The organism is Arthrobacter sp. L77 (assembly GCF_000816565.1).
Lineage (GTDB): Bacteria > Actinomycetota > Actinomycetes > Actinomycetales > Micrococcaceae > Arthrobacter_D > Arthrobacter_D antioxidans.
Genome location: NZ_JWSU01000005.1, coordinates 258,156 through 272,809, shown reverse-complemented (window position 1 = coordinate 272,809; position 14,654 = coordinate 258,156). Strand labels below are relative to the sequence as shown.

The 14,654-nt window shown below is 70.4% G+C and carries 12 protein-coding genes; 9 read left to right on the top strand and 3 right to left on the bottom strand.

Annotated features, from left to right (window positions below):
- The first annotated feature begins 89 nt into the window (after positions 1 to 89).
- The 8 genes from RY94_RS09295 (at position 90) to RY94_RS16840 (ending at position 9,678) form a co-directional block, all read left to right on the top strand.
- The gene (locus tag RY94_RS09295) at positions 90 to 1,955 is read left to right on the top strand and encodes an ABC transporter substrate-binding protein (RefSeq protein WP_052274189.1); all 1,866 of its coding nucleotides are present in this window, start codon (positions 90 to 92) and stop codon (positions 1,953 to 1,955) included.
- A gap of 2 nt (positions 1,956 to 1,957) precedes the next feature.
- Entirely contained in the window at positions 1,958 to 2,995 is a 1,038-nt protein-coding gene (locus RY94_RS09290; RefSeq protein WP_043444343.1) for an ABC transporter permease, read from the top strand.
- Positions 2,992 to 3,903, top strand: coding sequence for an ABC transporter permease (locus RY94_RS09285; protein ID WP_052274188.1), 912 nt, complete (start codon positions 2,992 to 2,994; stop codon positions 3,901 to 3,903). The genes RY94_RS09290 and RY94_RS09285 overlap by 4 nt, the downstream gene beginning before the upstream one ends.
- A complete protein-coding gene (locus RY94_RS09280; protein ID WP_082046215.1) occupies positions 3,903 to 5,660 on the top strand; it encodes a dipeptide ABC transporter ATP-binding protein in 1,758 nt (585 codons plus the stop codon). The genes RY94_RS09285 and RY94_RS09280 overlap by 1 nt, the downstream gene beginning before the upstream one ends.
- Positions 5,657 to 6,577: a S66 peptidase family protein gene (locus RY94_RS09275; protein WP_052274187.1), complete on the top strand. Its 921-nt coding sequence runs from the start codon at positions 5,657 to 5,659 to the stop codon at positions 6,575 to 6,577. The genes RY94_RS09280 and RY94_RS09275 overlap by 4 nt, the downstream gene beginning before the upstream one ends.
- Positions 6,578 to 6,713: 136 nt before the next feature.
- The gene (locus tag RY94_RS09270; RefSeq protein ID WP_052274186.1) at positions 6,714 to 7,823 is read left to right on the top strand and encodes a serine hydrolase domain-containing protein; all 1,110 of its coding nucleotides are present in this window, start codon (positions 6,714 to 6,716) and stop codon (positions 7,821 to 7,823) included.
- Positions 7,824 to 7,825: 2 nt separating this feature from the next.
- Positions 7,826 to 8,734 carry a serine hydrolase gene (locus RY94_RS09265; RefSeq protein ID WP_052274185.1) on the top strand — a complete coding sequence of 303 codons (909 nt, stop codon included), beginning with the start codon at positions 7,826 to 7,828 and terminating at the stop codon, positions 8,732 to 8,734.
- Positions 8,731 to 9,678, top strand: coding sequence for an HAD family hydrolase (locus tag RY94_RS16840; protein WP_082046214.1), 948 nt, complete (start codon positions 8,731 to 8,733; stop codon positions 9,676 to 9,678). The genes RY94_RS09265 and RY94_RS16840 overlap by 4 nt, the downstream gene beginning before the upstream one ends.
- Here RY94_RS16840 and RY94_RS09255 read toward each other — a convergent pair.
- The 3 genes from RY94_RS09255 to RY94_RS09245 form a co-directional block, all read right to left on the bottom strand.
- Positions 9,647 to 10,756, bottom strand: a complete 1,110-nt coding sequence (locus RY94_RS09255) for a dipeptide epimerase (RefSeq protein ID WP_043444337.1) — start codon at positions 10,754 to 10,756, stop codon at positions 9,647 to 9,649. The two genes, RY94_RS16840 and RY94_RS09255, sit on opposite strands and share 32 nt — an antisense overlap.
- The gene (gene murQ / locus RY94_RS09250) at positions 10,753 to 11,784 is read right to left on the bottom strand and encodes an N-acetylmuramic acid 6-phosphate etherase (RefSeq protein WP_231554480.1); all 1,032 of its coding nucleotides are present in this window, start codon (positions 11,782 to 11,784) and stop codon (positions 10,753 to 10,755) included. Before murQ ends, RY94_RS09255 begins: the two co-directional genes overlap by 4 nt.
- Before the next feature lie 122 nt (positions 11,785 to 11,906).
- Positions 11,907 to 13,433, bottom strand: coding sequence for a glycoside hydrolase family 3 protein (locus RY94_RS09245; protein WP_043444335.1), 1,527 nt, complete (start codon positions 13,431 to 13,433; stop codon positions 11,907 to 11,909).
- 59 nt (positions 13,434 to 13,492) lie between these two features.
- Here RY94_RS09245 and RY94_RS09240 point away from each other — a divergent pair, with 59 nt between their 5' ends.
- Positions 13,493 to 14,626, top strand: a complete 1,134-nt coding sequence (locus tag RY94_RS09240) for a D-arabinono-1,4-lactone oxidase (protein ID WP_269429741.1) — start codon at positions 13,493 to 13,495, stop codon at positions 14,624 to 14,626.
- The last annotated feature ends 28 nt before the right edge of the window (positions 14,627 to 14,654 follow it).

Below are 14,654 nucleotides of genomic sequence, written 5' to 3'. Positions count from 1 at the left end.
CTGTCGAGTCTTTTCCTCGCACTTCTGTTCGGATCGACGGCCCCAGGCACTCGATCCGTGCGCCTGCAGGCCTTAGCGAAAGAGAACCGATGGCACATTCCCTCCCCGATCCGACCGGCACTCCGGGAACCTCGACGTGGGGGAGGCATGCCAGGCTCCGCCGGGCGGTGTCGGCCCTCGCCGCGTTGTCGCTGGCCCTCGTCCCCGGGTCCCTCGCATCCTCCGCGGCCACCGCTGCGGAGGAGCCCGATCCGGTGACGCTCAAGCTCGCGCTCACCGGCGACATCGATTCACTCAATCCCTTCATCGCGATCCTCGCGTCGAGCACGAACATCCTCACCATGCAGTACGAGGGCCTCGTCAGCTACAGCGCCGAGAACAACGAGGTGGTCCCCGGGCTCGCCGAGTCGTGGGAGACCTCCGAGGACGGCACCGAGTGGACCTTCACCTTCGCCGAAGACAGGAAGTGGTCCGACGGCGAGCCGATCACCGCGAACGACGCCGCCTTCACCTTCCGTGCGATCGAGGAGAGCGACGCCCTCAAGCAGGCCAACGGGTCGCTGCTCGAGAGCATCAAGTCCGTCGAGGCGACGGACGATCAGACCCTGGTGATCACCCTCAACGAGCCGCAGGCACCGAATCCCGGCTCCAGCCTCGCGATCGTCCCCGAGCACATCTGGTCCGAGGTGGAGGACCCCGCGACCTTCGCCAATGACAAGGACGCTGTGGGCAGCGGACCGTTCACCGTGGTGGACTACAGCGCCACGTCCGGCGTCACCATGAAGGCCAACCCCAACTACTGGCGGGGCAAGGCGAAGGTGGACGGCGTCACCTTCGTGCCGTACCGCAACAGCGACGCCGCGGTGCAGGCGCTGCGGACCGGCGAGCTCGACGTCGTCGGCGGCCTCACACCCGCGCAGTTCAAGGCGCTCGAGAACGAGCCGAACATCACCACGAATGCCGGTGCGGGCCGCCGCTACCAGGCCATCAACCTGAACTCGGGCACCGTTAACTCCGAGGGGAACATCATGGGTGACGGCAACCCCGCCCTGCAGGACGTGGAGCTCCGCAAGGCGATCATCCGTGCCATCGACAGCAACACCCTGCTCGAGCGGGTACTCGAAGGACTGGGTCAGCCCGCCACCGGTGAGATCCCCGCCGTCTACCCGCTGTACCACTGGGACACCGACGAGCTGCCGTACAGCTACGATCCCGAGGCGGCCAACAAGATCCTGGACGACGCCGGCTACGAGATGGGCGCCGACGGCCTCCGGACCGACAAGGAGGGCAACCCGCTGCGCCTCCGGTTGGCGGGCAACAACACGCAGGCCACCCACCAGCAGATGGCCGACTACATCACGCCGTGGCTGCGCGAGATCGGGATCGAGGTCGTCAGTGAATCGATGGCACCGGCCCAGCTCAACGACGACTCCACGCTCGGCAACTACGACATGTACTTCACCGGCTGGGGCATCGGCCCCGATCCGGACTTCCAGCTGTCCATCAACCAGTGCAGCTCCCGCCCCAACGCCGACGGCACCGGTGCCATCAGCGAATCCAACTGGTGCTCCCCTGAGTTCGACGCGCTCTACAAGGAACAGCACACCGAGCTGGACCAGGAACGGCGCAGCGAGCTCGTCGTCGAAGCGCAGAAGCTCATCTACGACGGCGCGGTCAACAACGTGCTGTTCTACTCCGACTCCCTCGAGGCCTACCGGTCGGACCGCTTCGAGCCCTTCACCACCCAGCCCACCGAGGGCGGCGTGATCCTCGGACAGAACGGCCCCTGGGGCGTCTACAGTGCCACCCCGGTGTCATCGGTGGAGACGGCGTCGGTGGCCGCGCCCAACCCGACGGCCATCATCGCCCCGATCGCGGGCGTCCTCGTGGTCGGCGGCATCGCGGCCTTCGTCCTGGTCAAGCGTCGCCGGGCCACCGCGGACGACCGGCAGTAGCGGTGTCCTCCACCCTCGGGACCCAGGACCTCTCGGCGGGGCTCGCATCGGACGAGCCCCGCGGAGGGTCCACCTGGCTCGGCTACGCCCTGCGGAAGGCCGGCGCGGCACTGATCTCCCTGGTGATGGTGGTGCTGCTCGGATTCTTCGCCTTCCGGATCCTGCCCGGCGACCCCGTCCGGTCCCTCGCGGCCGGGCGCCAGGTCAGCGAGCAGCAGATGGACATCCTGCGCGAGCAGCTGGGCTTCAACGACCCGCTGCTCGTCCAGTTCTGGGGGTACCTGACGGGCCTGCTCCGGGGTGACCTCGGCTACTCCTACACCTACAACGAGCCGGTGCTGGACCTCATCGGGACCCGGCTCGGGCCCACCCTCCTGCTCACCGGGACGGCCGCCCTGCTGTCCGTGATTCTCGGCCTCTGGCTGGGCCAGAAGGCGGCCTGGCGCCGCGGCAGCCTCTTCGACAAGGCCCAGACCGGACTGGCACTGGTGTTCTGGTCGGTGCCGACCTTCTGGCTCGGACTCATCCTGCTGCTGACCTTCGCCGGCGGCCTGCAGTGGTTCCCGACGGGCGGCCTCCTCACCGCCGGGACCACCGCCACCGGCTTCCCCCTGATCTGGGACGCCGCGCGGCACATGGTGCTGCCGGTGGTGACGATGGTGGCCGTGGTCTACGCGCAGTACCTCATGGTCATGCGGGCATCGCTGCTGGAGGAGATGACCTCCGACTACCTCCTGACGGCGCGCGCCAAGGGGCTGACGGAGGACGAGGTACGGCGCCGCCATGCGGTGCCCAACGCCCTGCTCCCCACCGTGACCCTGATCTTCCTCACACTCGGCGGTCTGGTGGGCGGTGCCGTGACCGTGGAGACCGTCTTCTCCTGGCCCGGCCTCGGCTACCTCACGTTCCAGGCACTGTCGGCCCCCGACTACCCGCTGCTGCAGGGAACGTTCGTCGTCTTCTCCTCGATTGTGATCCTCATGAACTTCTTCGCAGACCTGATCTACCGTGTGCTCGATCCCCGGCTGAGGTCGGCATGAGCGCGGTGGCCGGCCCCCGGCCCACGCGGACCAGCGTCGCCGCCGCACGGCGCCGCCAGGCCTTCGCCGAGGGCTGGAAGGAGTTCCGGCGCAACCGGGCCGGCGTCGTGGGGCTCGTCATCCTGCTGTGCGTCATCGCCCTCGCCTTCGCGATCCCGCTCTTCGCCCCACCGAGCGTGCTCGACGTGACGCAGGTGACGTCGGGGCGGAACGAACCGCCGAGCCTCGCCAATCCGCTCGGCACGGATCCCGCCGGCCGGTCGGTGCTCGCCCTGCTGATCTGGGGTTCGAGAATCTCCCTGGTCGTCGGCTTCGCCGCCACGCTCGTCTCGATGGTCATCGGCACCGTCATGGGCATGGCCGCCGGACACTTCACCGGAGCCACCCAGGCCGTCCTGATGCGCATCATCGACTTCTTCCTCGTGGTCCCCGGACTCGTGCTCGCCATCGTGCTCTCGAGCGTGATCGGCCCGGGCGTCACCACGATCGTCATCGCGATCGGCGTCACGTCGTGGGCCGGGACGGCCCGGCTGGTCCGCTCCCAGACCCTGACCGTCGAGTCCCGCCCCTACATCGAGCGGGCCTGGGCGCTCGGCGCCGGCGACGGCCACATCATCAGGCGCCACGTCCTGCCCGCCGTGATGCCGCTCGTCCTCGCCAACACCACGCTGACCGTCGGATCGGCGATCATCGCCGAATCGACGCTGTCCTTCCTCGGCCTCGGCGACCCCGGCAGCATCTCCTGGGGCGCCATGCTGAAATCGGCGCTCGACACCGGCGCGGCCACGGGCGGGTACTGGTGGTACGTCATGCCGCCGGGCCTGGCGATCGTCGTCGTCGTCCTGTGCTTCACCCTCGTGGGCCGCGCCCTCGAGTCCGTCATCAACCCCACGCTGCGAGGACGTTAATGGCACGGCTGGAATTCAAGGACCTCCGCATCACCTACACCACCCAGAACGACGGCGGGCGGGGCACCGTCACGGCGGTCGACGGCGTCGACCTCGTGGTGGAACCCGGCGCCACCGTGGGCATCGCGGGGGAGTCAGGCTGCGGGAAATCGACCCTCGCCGTCTCGGTGCTCCGACTGCTGCCGGCGAACGCCACGATCGAGGGCCACATCCTCCTGGGCGAGGAGGACATCTCCACCCTCAGTTGGGGCCGGCTCCGCTCGGTGCGCTGGACCGAGGCGGCCATCGTCTTCCAGGGCGCCATGCACTCGCTCAACCCCGTCCGCAAGGTCAGGGACCAGATCGCCGAGGCGCTGAGCATCCACGCCAGGGGAGCCGACGCGAAGTACCGGACCGAATCCGCCCGGAACGCGCGGGTCGACGAGCTGCTGGACCAGGTGGGGCTCGCCGCGGCCAAGGGGCAGTCCTACCCGCACGAACTGTCGGGGGGCCAGAAGCAGCGCATCATGATGGCGATGGCCCTGGCCTGCGAGCCGGACCTGCTCATCGCCGACGAGCCCACCACGGCCCTCGACGTGGTGGTTCAGGCCCAGGTCCTGGATCTGCTCACCTCCCTCGTCCGGGACCGCGGGCTGTCCCTGATCATGATCAGCCACGACCTCTCCGTGCTCGCCTCCACCTGCGAGCGGATCGTCGTGATGCAGCACGGGAGGATCGTCGAGGAGGGCCCGTCCCAGGAGGTCATGCACAACCCGCAGCACCCGCACACGGCGGCCCTCGCCTCGGCCTTCCCCACCATCGGCGACCCGGACTCGCGCCTGAGCCTGCCCACCTACACCGCGCCCCACGCGCCGTCGTCGACCGGGGGAGTGCCGGCCCCCGCCCCCGTGCCCGGAGCGGTCCTGGAGGCCCGCGGCGTGTCGGTGAGCTTCGCCGGGCGGGGCGACGGCGCCGCGAAGGCGGTCGACGGCGTCGACCTCACCTGCAACGCGGGCGAGATCGTGGCTCTCGTGGGCCAGTCGGGCTCGGGCAAGACGACGCTTGCCCGGACGCTGCTCGGATTGCAGAAGCCCACCTCCGGCGAGGTCCTCTACCGCGGGAAGCCGCTCGAGCACCGCAGGAAGGCCCTCAAGGCGTACCGGCGGGCCGTGCAGTTCGTGCTGCAGGATCCCACCGCGGCCCTGAACCCCAAGCACTCGGTGTACGAGGCCGTGGCCGAAGGGCCGCGCCTGCACCGGTTGCCCGGCGACGAACGCGACGTCGTCGCGGCGGCCCTGGCCAAGGCGGAGCTGAACCCGCCGGAGAAGTACTTCACGGCCATCCCGCAGGAGCTCTCCGGGGGCCAGCGCCAGCGGGTGGTCATCGCCGGCGCCCTCGCGCTGGACCCGGAGTTCCTCGTGGCCGACGAACCCGTCGCCAGCCTCGACGCGTCAGTCCGGGCGGGAGTGCTGGCCCTGCTGCTCCGGCTCCGGTGCGAACTCGGCCTGGGGGCGCTCGTCATCACCCACGACCTCGGGTTGGCCTGGAACATCGCCGATCGGGTGGTCGTCATGTACCAGGGCAGGATCGTCGAGGAGGGCCCGGTGGAGGAGGTCCTGCTGAATCCGCAGCACGAGTACACGCGCAAGCTCCTGAGCGTCGTCCCCACGCGGGACGCTCTCCGCAGCGTCCCGGACGGCGGCGAACCACTCCCGGTTCCCGGTCCGGTCTCGGGGCTGCTGCAGTCGGGAACGGCGACGACGGGATCGTCGTCGTGACGGCCCGGACGGGGGCCGGTTTGCTGCGGCGCGGCGACCGGGTGGGACTGGTCTCTCCCTCGGGCACCCCCACCGAGGAGAACGTGCAGCGTGCGGTGCGGCTGCTCAGCGACTGGGGCCTCGACCCCGTACTCGGAGCCCATGTGCTGGACCGGCATCCCCGGGCCTCCTACCTCGCGGGAACCGACGCGGACCGGACCGCCGATCTCCAGGACCTGTGGTGCGACGAATCGATCGCCGCGGTCTTCTGCATCCGCGGCGGCTACGGCGCGGTGCGGCTGCTGGACCTGCTCGACGTCGGGAGACTGCGTACCGCCTCCCCGAAACCCCTCATCGGCTCCTCCGATGTCACGGCGCTGCACGAGTACTGGGCGGAGAACCTCGGGCTGCCGACCCTGTTCGCGCCGATGGTGGCCACGGACGCCCTGCTCGACGACGACGCCGCCCGCCGGCACCTCCACGAGTCACTCTTCTCCCCGCAGGCGGGCCGCGAATACACCAGCGCGGCGGCGGAAGCGCTCGTTCCGGGACGAGCCACCGGCGTGCTGACCGGGGGGACCCTGAGCCTCCTCTCTATGACACTCGGGGCGCGCGGCCGTCCTGCCATCGACGACGACAAAAGCAAGATCGGGCTCCTCGAGGACGTCACCGAAGACATCTACCGCCTGGACGGGCTGCTGATGTCCCTGCTGCGCGCGGGTTGGTTCGAGGGGATGACGGGACTGGCGCTCGGCTCGTGGAGCAAGTGCGGGGAGCTGCACGAGGTGAAGGCCCTAGTTGAGGAACTCCTGTGCCCGCTGGGGATCCCGCTGATCTGGGAACTCGGGTTCGGCCACGGCCCGGCGGCGCACAGCATCCCGCTCGGGGTCGAGGCCACGCTGATCGCCGAGGGGACGCCGCGGCTTGTCCTCGCCTGAGCCGAACGCCGACCTGGGCGGTGCCCCGGGCGCCGGACCGGCCGCTGACACGAGCGCCGGCCCGAGCGCCTGGCAGGCCCGTGGTCCATCCCCTGATCCAGTCTCTGATCCGGCCCCGCCGCGCCTTGAATGCTCCATGCAGGACCTGCTCGATAACGCGGTGACGGCTGGCGTCGCCCCGTCCGCCGTCGCCGTCGTCGATATCGCCGGGCGGTCGATCGGGCCGATCGCCGCGGGAACTGCAGTCGCATTCGGGCCCGACGGATCGCCGCTCGGCGCAGAGGAACGGGTACCGGCCCACGCGGAGACGGTGTACGACCTCGCCTCCGTGACGAAGGTGGTCAGCGCCCTCACACTCCTGGCCCTGGTCGGCGAGGGGGTCCTCGACCTCGACGGGCCGGTAGGCGCGCACCTGCCGTCGTTCCGCGGCGGACCGCGCAGCAGCATCACCCTGCGTCACCTGCTGACCCACACCTCAGGGTTGCCCGGCACCTGGGACGGCTGGCGGACGATGCCGGCACACCCCGGACGCGATGCTCTGCTGGCGGACATCCTCTCTCTTCCCCTCGTGACTACCCCGGGCACGGCCTTCGCCTACTCCTGTGTGGGTTTCACCGTGGCCATGGCGCTCGCCGAGGACGCCACGGGTCAACCCTGGCCGGAACTCGTGGCCGCGAAGATGCTCGACCCGCTGGCGGCGCTGGACCCGCGGGCGGCGTCCCTCACCTTCAGCCCCGACCGGTCCGCGTGCGCCGCGACGGAACTGCAGGTGGTCCCGGTGTGCGGGTCGGTGCGCGGCATGGTGCGCGGCGAGGTCCACGACGAGACCGCCTGGGCGCTGGGCGGCGCGGTCGCGAACGCCGGCCTGTTCGGGACGGCGTCGGCGGTCCTGGCCCTCGGCACGGTGCTGCGCGACCACGCACAGGCCCTGGTGCCCGAGGCACTCGCCGTCGAGCTCTGGCAGGACCAGCTCCGGCGCATCATCGGGTCGCATTCAGGGCCCGGGTTCGGCCACGGACTCGGCCTGCGCATCGGGCAGCAGGAGTGGATGGGCGCGCACGGCCGCACCGCCCGTGGCCATAACGGTTTCGCCGGGACCTCGCTGCTCATGGACCGCGACCACGGCGTCGTCGTGGTGCTGCTGACCAACCGTGTCCATCCGTCCCGCGAGCACAACGCCATGGCAGGCTTCCGTTCAGCTCTTGCCGATGCGGTCTTCGCCGCGGCACCCGACGAAAGGGCGTGACCATGGGTCTGGAGTCCGACTACAGCGACGGCGTCCCCCACATCTCCTACTGCCTGACCGCGCTCGACGGCACCGTGCTCGCCGAGGACGGCGCCGACACCGCGGTGTACGCGGCCAGCACGATCAAGCTCGCCGTGCTCGTCGCCGTCCTGCGCGCCGTCGACGCCGGACGGCTCACCCTCGACCAGGAGCTCGTCTCGACCCTCCGGTTCCGGTCTGCGGCTGCGTCCGGTGGGTTCTTCGAGTTCGAGCCCGGCGAGATCGACGACGGCATGCCGGCCGCCGGCCGGCCCGCACCGCTGCGGGACGTCCTCGAGCGGATGATCACCGTCTCCTCGAACGAGGCCACCAACATGGCGGTCGAGCTCGTCGGGCTGCCGGCCGTCGCCGAGGCGCTGGTACTGTGCGGCGCGCCGTCGTCCTTCATGCAGCGGCTCTTCGGCGACCTCGACGGACTCCAGGAGGGACTCACCCAGCAGACGACGGCGCGCGACCTCTGCGCCATGCTGCGCAGCATCGTCACGGGCTCGGTCCTGGGGCCGGCGAGTACGGCGCTGGCGGTCTCCTTCCTCGAGGCGCAGCAGTACGGGATGATCGGGCCGGCGCTGCCGGGGGCTGCGACGTGGGGCTCGAAGTCCGGCTGGGTCACGGCCATCCGCCATGACGTGGCAGTCGTGCGGCCCGTGGCGGCGCACCCCTTCGTCCTCGCGGTCTGCACTCGTGCCTACGGGGAAGAAGAGGCGACTGCGGTCATCGCGGCCGTCACGCGGCTCGCCTGGCAGATCGTGGAGGCGGGTGCTCTTCCGGCAGCTGAACCGACCGACGGCGCGGAGCCCCTGCCGGCGGATCTGCCGGTGGACCCCCTGACGGCCGTGACGCGACTGCCGGCGGTCCCGCTGCTGGGCCGATGACCGCTGCCGGCCGTGACACGACCGCCGGCGGTCGGCGCCGCGGAGCATTCGCCGTGAGCTTCGACCTCGACGGGACGCTCGTCATCAGCCCCTTCGCGGGGGTACTCCGGTCCGTGGCGGAAGAAATCGCAGCAGAGGTCGCAGCAGGGGCCGCCAATGGGATTGCCGCAGGAGCCCGCGACCGTGCGGTGGTCCCTCCCGCACCGTCGGAGCACGGGGAGACAAAATGCCGACCCGTCACGTCAGAAGTGGTCGCAGCCGAGATCCTCGCCGAGCACGAGCGCCGGCTCCTCGCCGATCCGTACGCCGCGTACGACTGGGCGTCCATCGTGGCGGCGACGGCCGACCGCTTCGGCAGCCGATGGGCGGGGTCGCTGGTCCCCCGGCTTGAGAACGCGCTCACCGATGTCGGCGTCCGCGTCCTCCACGAGAACACCCGGCCCAACCTGGACGCACTCAGGGCCGCGGGGTGCCGCCTCGTCCTCCTGACCAACGGGCGCAGCGAGTTCCAACTGCCGGTGCTGCGCGCGGCCGGTCTCCAGGACGTTTTCGACGTCGTCATCACCTCCGACGCCGTCGGGACGGCGAAACCCGATCCGGAGATGTTCGAGCATGCACTCGGCGACCGGCGACGGCTCGTCCATGTGGGCGACCGGCTGGATCACGATATTGCCGGCGCCAGGAGGGCCGGGGCCGTGAGCATCCTCCTGCGGCCTGATGCACCGGGGGACGGGGTGGTGGAGACCAGCAGTGCGGGCATCTTCCTGACGGACAACAGCGGAGCAACCGGTCCCGACATCTCCGACTACCTGCTGGCGCGGCACCGCATCGAGGCGCATTCTCCGGGTGAAGCCCTGCCGCCAGCCTCGGTGCCCGACGGCGTCGCGCGGAGCCTCGGGGCCGCCGTCGCGCTCATCCTCGAGGCGCAGTCCGCAGCCCCGTGATGCCGAGCCCGGGCCGGTCCGCGATGCCGATCCTGGAGCGGTCGTAGCGGACGCCGCCTCCTACGGCGGGGTCGCGGGGCCAGAGCCCGCCGTCGAGGTCCTGCGCAGGATCGACGGGCACTTTTTCGGCCGGGCCGTGCTGCGGACGGGCTCCGAGTGCGGATGCAAAAGCCGCCGCGGCACCGATGCCCACGGTGCTCTCCATCATGCAGCCCACGATGATCCGCAGGCCGGCCTCGCGGGCAGCGGCGGCGAGGCCGAGGGCGGGAAGCAGCCCGCCCGTCTTCGCGAGTTTGATGTTCACCATCGGCGCGGCCTCGTGGCGGAGGAGCTCGTGGAGGTCGGCGAGGTTCCAGAGCGACTCATCGGCCATCACCGGCGTCGAGACGTGCCGGGTCACGTGGGCGAGGGCAACCCAGTCGTGTGCCCGGACGGGCTGCTCCACGAACTCGACATCCAGGTGCCTGTCTTCCAGGTCCCGGATGAAGCGGACGGCGTCGTCCGCGGAGAAGGCCTGGTTGGCATCGACCCGCAGGGTGACGGCGGGTCCGACGGCGGCGCGGACGGCGGCAATCCCGGACACAGGATCCCCAGACCCGTCCACCTTCACCTTGAGGCACCCGAACCCTGCCGCGACGTGCTCCCGGGCAGCCACTGACAGGGCGGCAGGGGAGCCGACCGAGAGCGTCATGTCCGTCGTCACGAACAGCGAGGATCCGCCGAGGTAGCGGAGAAGGGACATTCCTGCCTGCTGCGCGGCCAGGTCGTGGAGGGCGCAGTCCACGGCCATCCTCGCGGCGGTGTTCCCGGTGGAGGCAGCGACCCGGTGCAGGGCGTCCGTCGGGCTCCCGGAGCGGACGAGGTCCTGCAGGGGTCCCTCGACGGATGCGCAGACGCCGTCGCTGGTGGCCCGGGTGACCCGGCTGATCGGAGCCTCGCCCCAGCCGGACCGGCCGTCGTCGTCGCGCGCCTCCACGAGCACCGACTCCAGCGCCGTGGCCCGGCGGACAGCCGTCACGAACGGGCGGACCAGCGGCAGGGTGACCCGGTGGGCCGTGAGCGTGACGCCCGGGGTCATGACGTGAGGGCCGTGCCGGCGCCGTCGAGGGGTGCATCGGGTCCTGCAGCTCCCGCACCCGCGGTTGCCGCGGTGAGTGCCGCCCGCAGGTTGCCGTGGTGGCGTGCGAGCCGGTCATCGGCCTCCGGCTTCGTCGCGGACGTGAGCAGCATGAGGACCGCGGTCTTGACCGAGCCCCCGCTGCCGGCAAGGGCGCCGACGGCCTCCTCCGCGCTGCATCCGGTCACGCGCATGACGGTCCGCTGGGACCTTGCCCGCAGCTTCTCGTTCGTGGCGACGAGGTCGATCATGATGTTGCCGTAGGTCTTGCCGAGCCTGACCATGCTGAGGGTGCTCAGCATGTTGAGCACCAGCTTCTGCGCGGTCCCGGCCTTCAGCCGGGTCGACCCCGCAACGAGTTCGGGCCCGGTCAGCACCTCGATGGCGATCTCTGCGGACGCAGCGAGCGGTGAGTCGGGGTTCGACGTGATGGCGATGGTCAGCGCTCCCGCTGCGCGGGCAGCGTTTACCGCCCCGCACGCGTAGGGGGTGCGTCCGGACGCCGAGATCCCGACGACGACGTCGAGGTGGCCTACACCGTGGGCGGCGAGGTCCGCTGCGCCCTGGGGGCCGTCGTCCTCGACGTTTTCGATGGCCGTGGTCACGGCGGCCGACCCGCCCGCGATGATGCCGACGACGAGCGAGGGGTCGGTGCCGAAGGTCGGTGGGCACTCGCTGGCGTCGAGGATGCCGAGCCGGCCCGCGGTCCCCGCTCCGATGTAGAGGAGGCGGCCGCCGCGGGCCAGGCGGTCGGCGATGCCGTCCACGGCCTCAGTGATCGCCGGTGCCGCGAGGGCGACGGCCTCTGCGACGCCGGCGTTCTCGGCGTTCATCGCCGCCACGAGGTCGGAGGTGGACCGCAGGTCGAGGTCCGCATAGCCGGTCGAGACATGCTCCGTGGGAAGGCTGCCCAGCTGCAGCCTGAGGGAGCCGAGGTCCTCCGGCGGGGTGGTCGGCAGGGGACCGGCGTCACGGGAAGCTTGAAGCACGGGGGTGCCTTTCGTTCGACCAATGGAAGGCCCCGAAGAGGTCAGGGCAGCAGAAGGCGCGCGTGATCCTCCTCGATGTAAGCACCTTACGACACAATCAACTTGTATGTAAGTGACTTCCGTCAGGTGTGCAGGAGGAGCTCCGCGAGCGCTGCGACAGCGGGCGCCGAGGCGCCGAAGGTGTGGATGACGCCGAAGGCCGGTGGGTCCACCGGCACCATCCCGGTGTTCACCACGACGACTGCGCCGTCCGCCGCGGCGGTGCAGTGGGCGAGGTCCCGCTGACCCGGTCCGGTCAGGTCGTCACACAGCAGGACGACGACGTCGGCACCTCCGCGCCGCAGGTCGCCGAGCGCGGCCAGGGCCTGCGATGTGTCGGCAGCCGTCCGCCGTTCAGTGCTGACGTGGGAGGCGAGGGCGCGCGTGAAGACGTCGGCCAGGGGACCGGTGGCGAGGTTGCCGGCACGTCGGGCATCGATGACGCCCACGCCGGCCGCAGCGCCGGTCCTCGATCCGCTTCCTGCCTCCCGGGTGTCCGTTTCCTGGGTGCCGGTGAACCGGAAGGCACGGCGCGCTGCGTCGATCCAGAGGGTATGGTCCGGCGTCGCCGGCGGAGTGACATCCGACGGCGACCCTGCCCACTCCGTGAAGGCCGCGCGGCGTTCGAGGGATTCCTCGAGGCGCGCAGGGGCGAGGGTGCCGTCGTCGAGCGCTGTGAGTAGGGCCGTCTGAACTTCGAGGAACACGTCCTCGTCGGAGCGCCCTCCCTGCCCGGGTCCCTGCTGGGACGGGTTGCCCGTGCACAGCAGGTCGGCGCCGGCGAGGACCGCCTGGACGGCTCCGGCGCCCATGCCGATCGTCGACCTGATGGCCGCCATGTCGAGGGCATCCGTCACCGCGAGCCCGTCGAAGCCAAGGCTGCGGAGCAGGGACCAAACCTCGGGGTTCAGGGTGGCCGGCAGCGGGCCGAAGCCGGGGGCCACCAGGTGGGCGCTCATCACGGCGCGCACTCCGGCGTCCACCGCAGCCTGGAACGGCGGCAGGTGCCGGGACTCGAGCTCGTGGCGCGACAGGTCGAGGACGGGGAGCGAGAGGTGCGAGTCCTGCGACGTGTCGCCGTGCCCGGGGAAGTGTTTGGCGCAGGCTCCCACGCCCTGCTCCTGGATGCCATCGACCATCGCGGCGACGTGGCGTGACACGAGGTCGGTGGAGGCCCCGAAGGACCGCACCCCGATGACGGGATTGCGCGGATTGCTGTTCACGTCGGCGACCGGCGCCAGCAGCAGGTCGATGCCGGCGGCCCGGGCCATCGCTCCGAGGGCGCGTCCTGCGTCCCGTGTGACGGCCTCGTCGTCGATGCTGCCCAGTGCCGCCGCATCGGGCAGCGGCGATCCCGTGGTCGCGTGCAGGCGGGTGACGCTGCCGCCCTCCTCGTCGATGCCGATGATCACCGACCCGTTCCGCTCCCGGAGCGCAGCCGACAGCCGGCCCGGTTGCTGCGGGTCGTCGGGGTCGAGGTTCGCGGCGAAGTAGACGGCACCCGCAAGCCCGTCGCGCAGTTCACGGTCGAGCCAGGCCGGGATTTCTCGTCCCGTGAACCCCGGCCAAATGACGCCATTGACGAGGCGGAGCAGGGACAGGTCAAGCATGGGGCATCTCAGCGCGGGGTGCGGTCATGACGTAAGCCTATGAGGGGCGAAGCAGTCATCTGGCCTTATCCTGTCGAAGCGACACCGATGACACCGCGACCTTCGGTGGTTCGACGTCCCTGGCCGAGGTGTACGCGTTCCTCACCGCGCGAGGGCAGATGGTGGACGCATCACCCGGGGTGATCGCCGAGCAGACGCTGGCCGGCGCCCTGTCCACCGGGACCCACGGTCAAGGCCTGCAGCAGAGCTCGATCGCCGGCGCCGCGCTGGCGATCAGGATGGTACTGGCCGACGGCACGGTCGCGGAATTCGACCGTGACCACCCTGACTTCCCCGCCGTCCAGCTCGGCCTCGGGTCACTGGGTGTGATCACCGCTGTGACGCTGCGTGCACGGGAGTCGATGATCTACACCTGTGTCAAGAAGGCCGTCGACGCCGACACCCTGGAAACGGACCTGGAGACCTGGAATCGGGAGAACATCCTGGTCAAAGCGTGGTGGTTCCCCCGGGAGAGCCAGGTGCAGGTGTGGACCGCCAACGAGGCGACCGAGGACGAGGTCTTCCGGTACCGGGCCGGCGGCAGTCAGCTCGTGGAACACGCGACAACCGATGCGTCCATGAACAGCACCGTGGAGTCCACGCTGCAGCAGCTGCGTGATGACAGCAAGGGTCTTGCCGACAACGGCAGGTCGCTTCGTACGGTGTCACGCTTCCGGGACTTCACCGACGTCACGGGTGACATCTACCAGGTGTTCTGCCGCGGGATCGCGACCCCCCAGATCAACGTCGAGATCGGCATCCCGCTGGCTCGAGCCGGAGCGGTGATCAGGAAGATCAAGGACTGGCACGCGGAAACGCGCCCCACGATGCACTACCCGGTGATCCTGCGCTGCACCGGCCCCTCCGACGGATGGCTGAGCCCGTCCCACGATCAGGACACCTGCTACTTCGGCTTCGTGGTGTACTACGCGGCCGACGGGTCGCTGTCCGAGGAGGGAAGCAGCTTCCTTCGAGCCGTGGAGCGGGCCCTGGCCGAGGAGGGTGGCAGGCCCCACTGGGGCAAGTACTTCGACGAATCCCTCTACGACTGGCCGGCGCTCTACCCCCGGTGGGAGGCCTTCCGCCAGGTGCGCGAGGCGCTGGACCCGGAGCACCGCTTCGCGAATGCCTTCACCGTTGCGCTACTCGACTGACCCGACCCGGCCACTAGGACAGGAGCAC

Bases quoted from the DNA above. Each gene is read 5' to 3' on its own strand.
- RY94_RS09295 (WP_052274189.1), top strand. From the start codon at position 90: ATGGCACATTCCCTCCCCGATCCGACCGGCACTCCGGGAACCTCGACG.
- RY94_RS09285 (WP_052274188.1), top strand. From the start codon at position 2,992: ATGAGCGCGGTGGCCGGCCCCCGGCCCACGCGGACCAGCGTCGCCGCC.
- RY94_RS09280 (WP_082046215.1), top strand. From the start codon at position 3,903: ATGGCACGGCTGGAATTCAAGGACCTCCGCATCACCTACACCACCCAG.
- RY94_RS16840 (WP_082046214.1), top strand. From the start codon at position 8,731: ATGACCGCTGCCGGCCGTGACACGACCGCCGGCGGTCGGCGCCGCGGA.
- RY94_RS09245 (WP_043444335.1), bottom strand. From the start codon at position 13,433: ATGCTTGACCTGTCCCTGCTCCGCCTCGTCAATGGCGTCATTTGGCCG.
- RY94_RS09265 (WP_052274185.1), top strand. From the start codon at position 7,826: ATGGGTCTGGAGTCCGACTACAGCGACGGCGTCCCCCACATCTCCTAC.
- RY94_RS09270 (WP_052274186.1), top strand. From the start codon at position 6,714: ATGCAGGACCTGCTCGATAACGCGGTGACGGCTGGCGTCGCCCCGTCC.
- RY94_RS09255 (WP_043444337.1), bottom strand. From the start codon at position 10,756: ATGACCCCGGGCGTCACGCTCACGGCCCACCGGGTCACCCTGCCGCTG.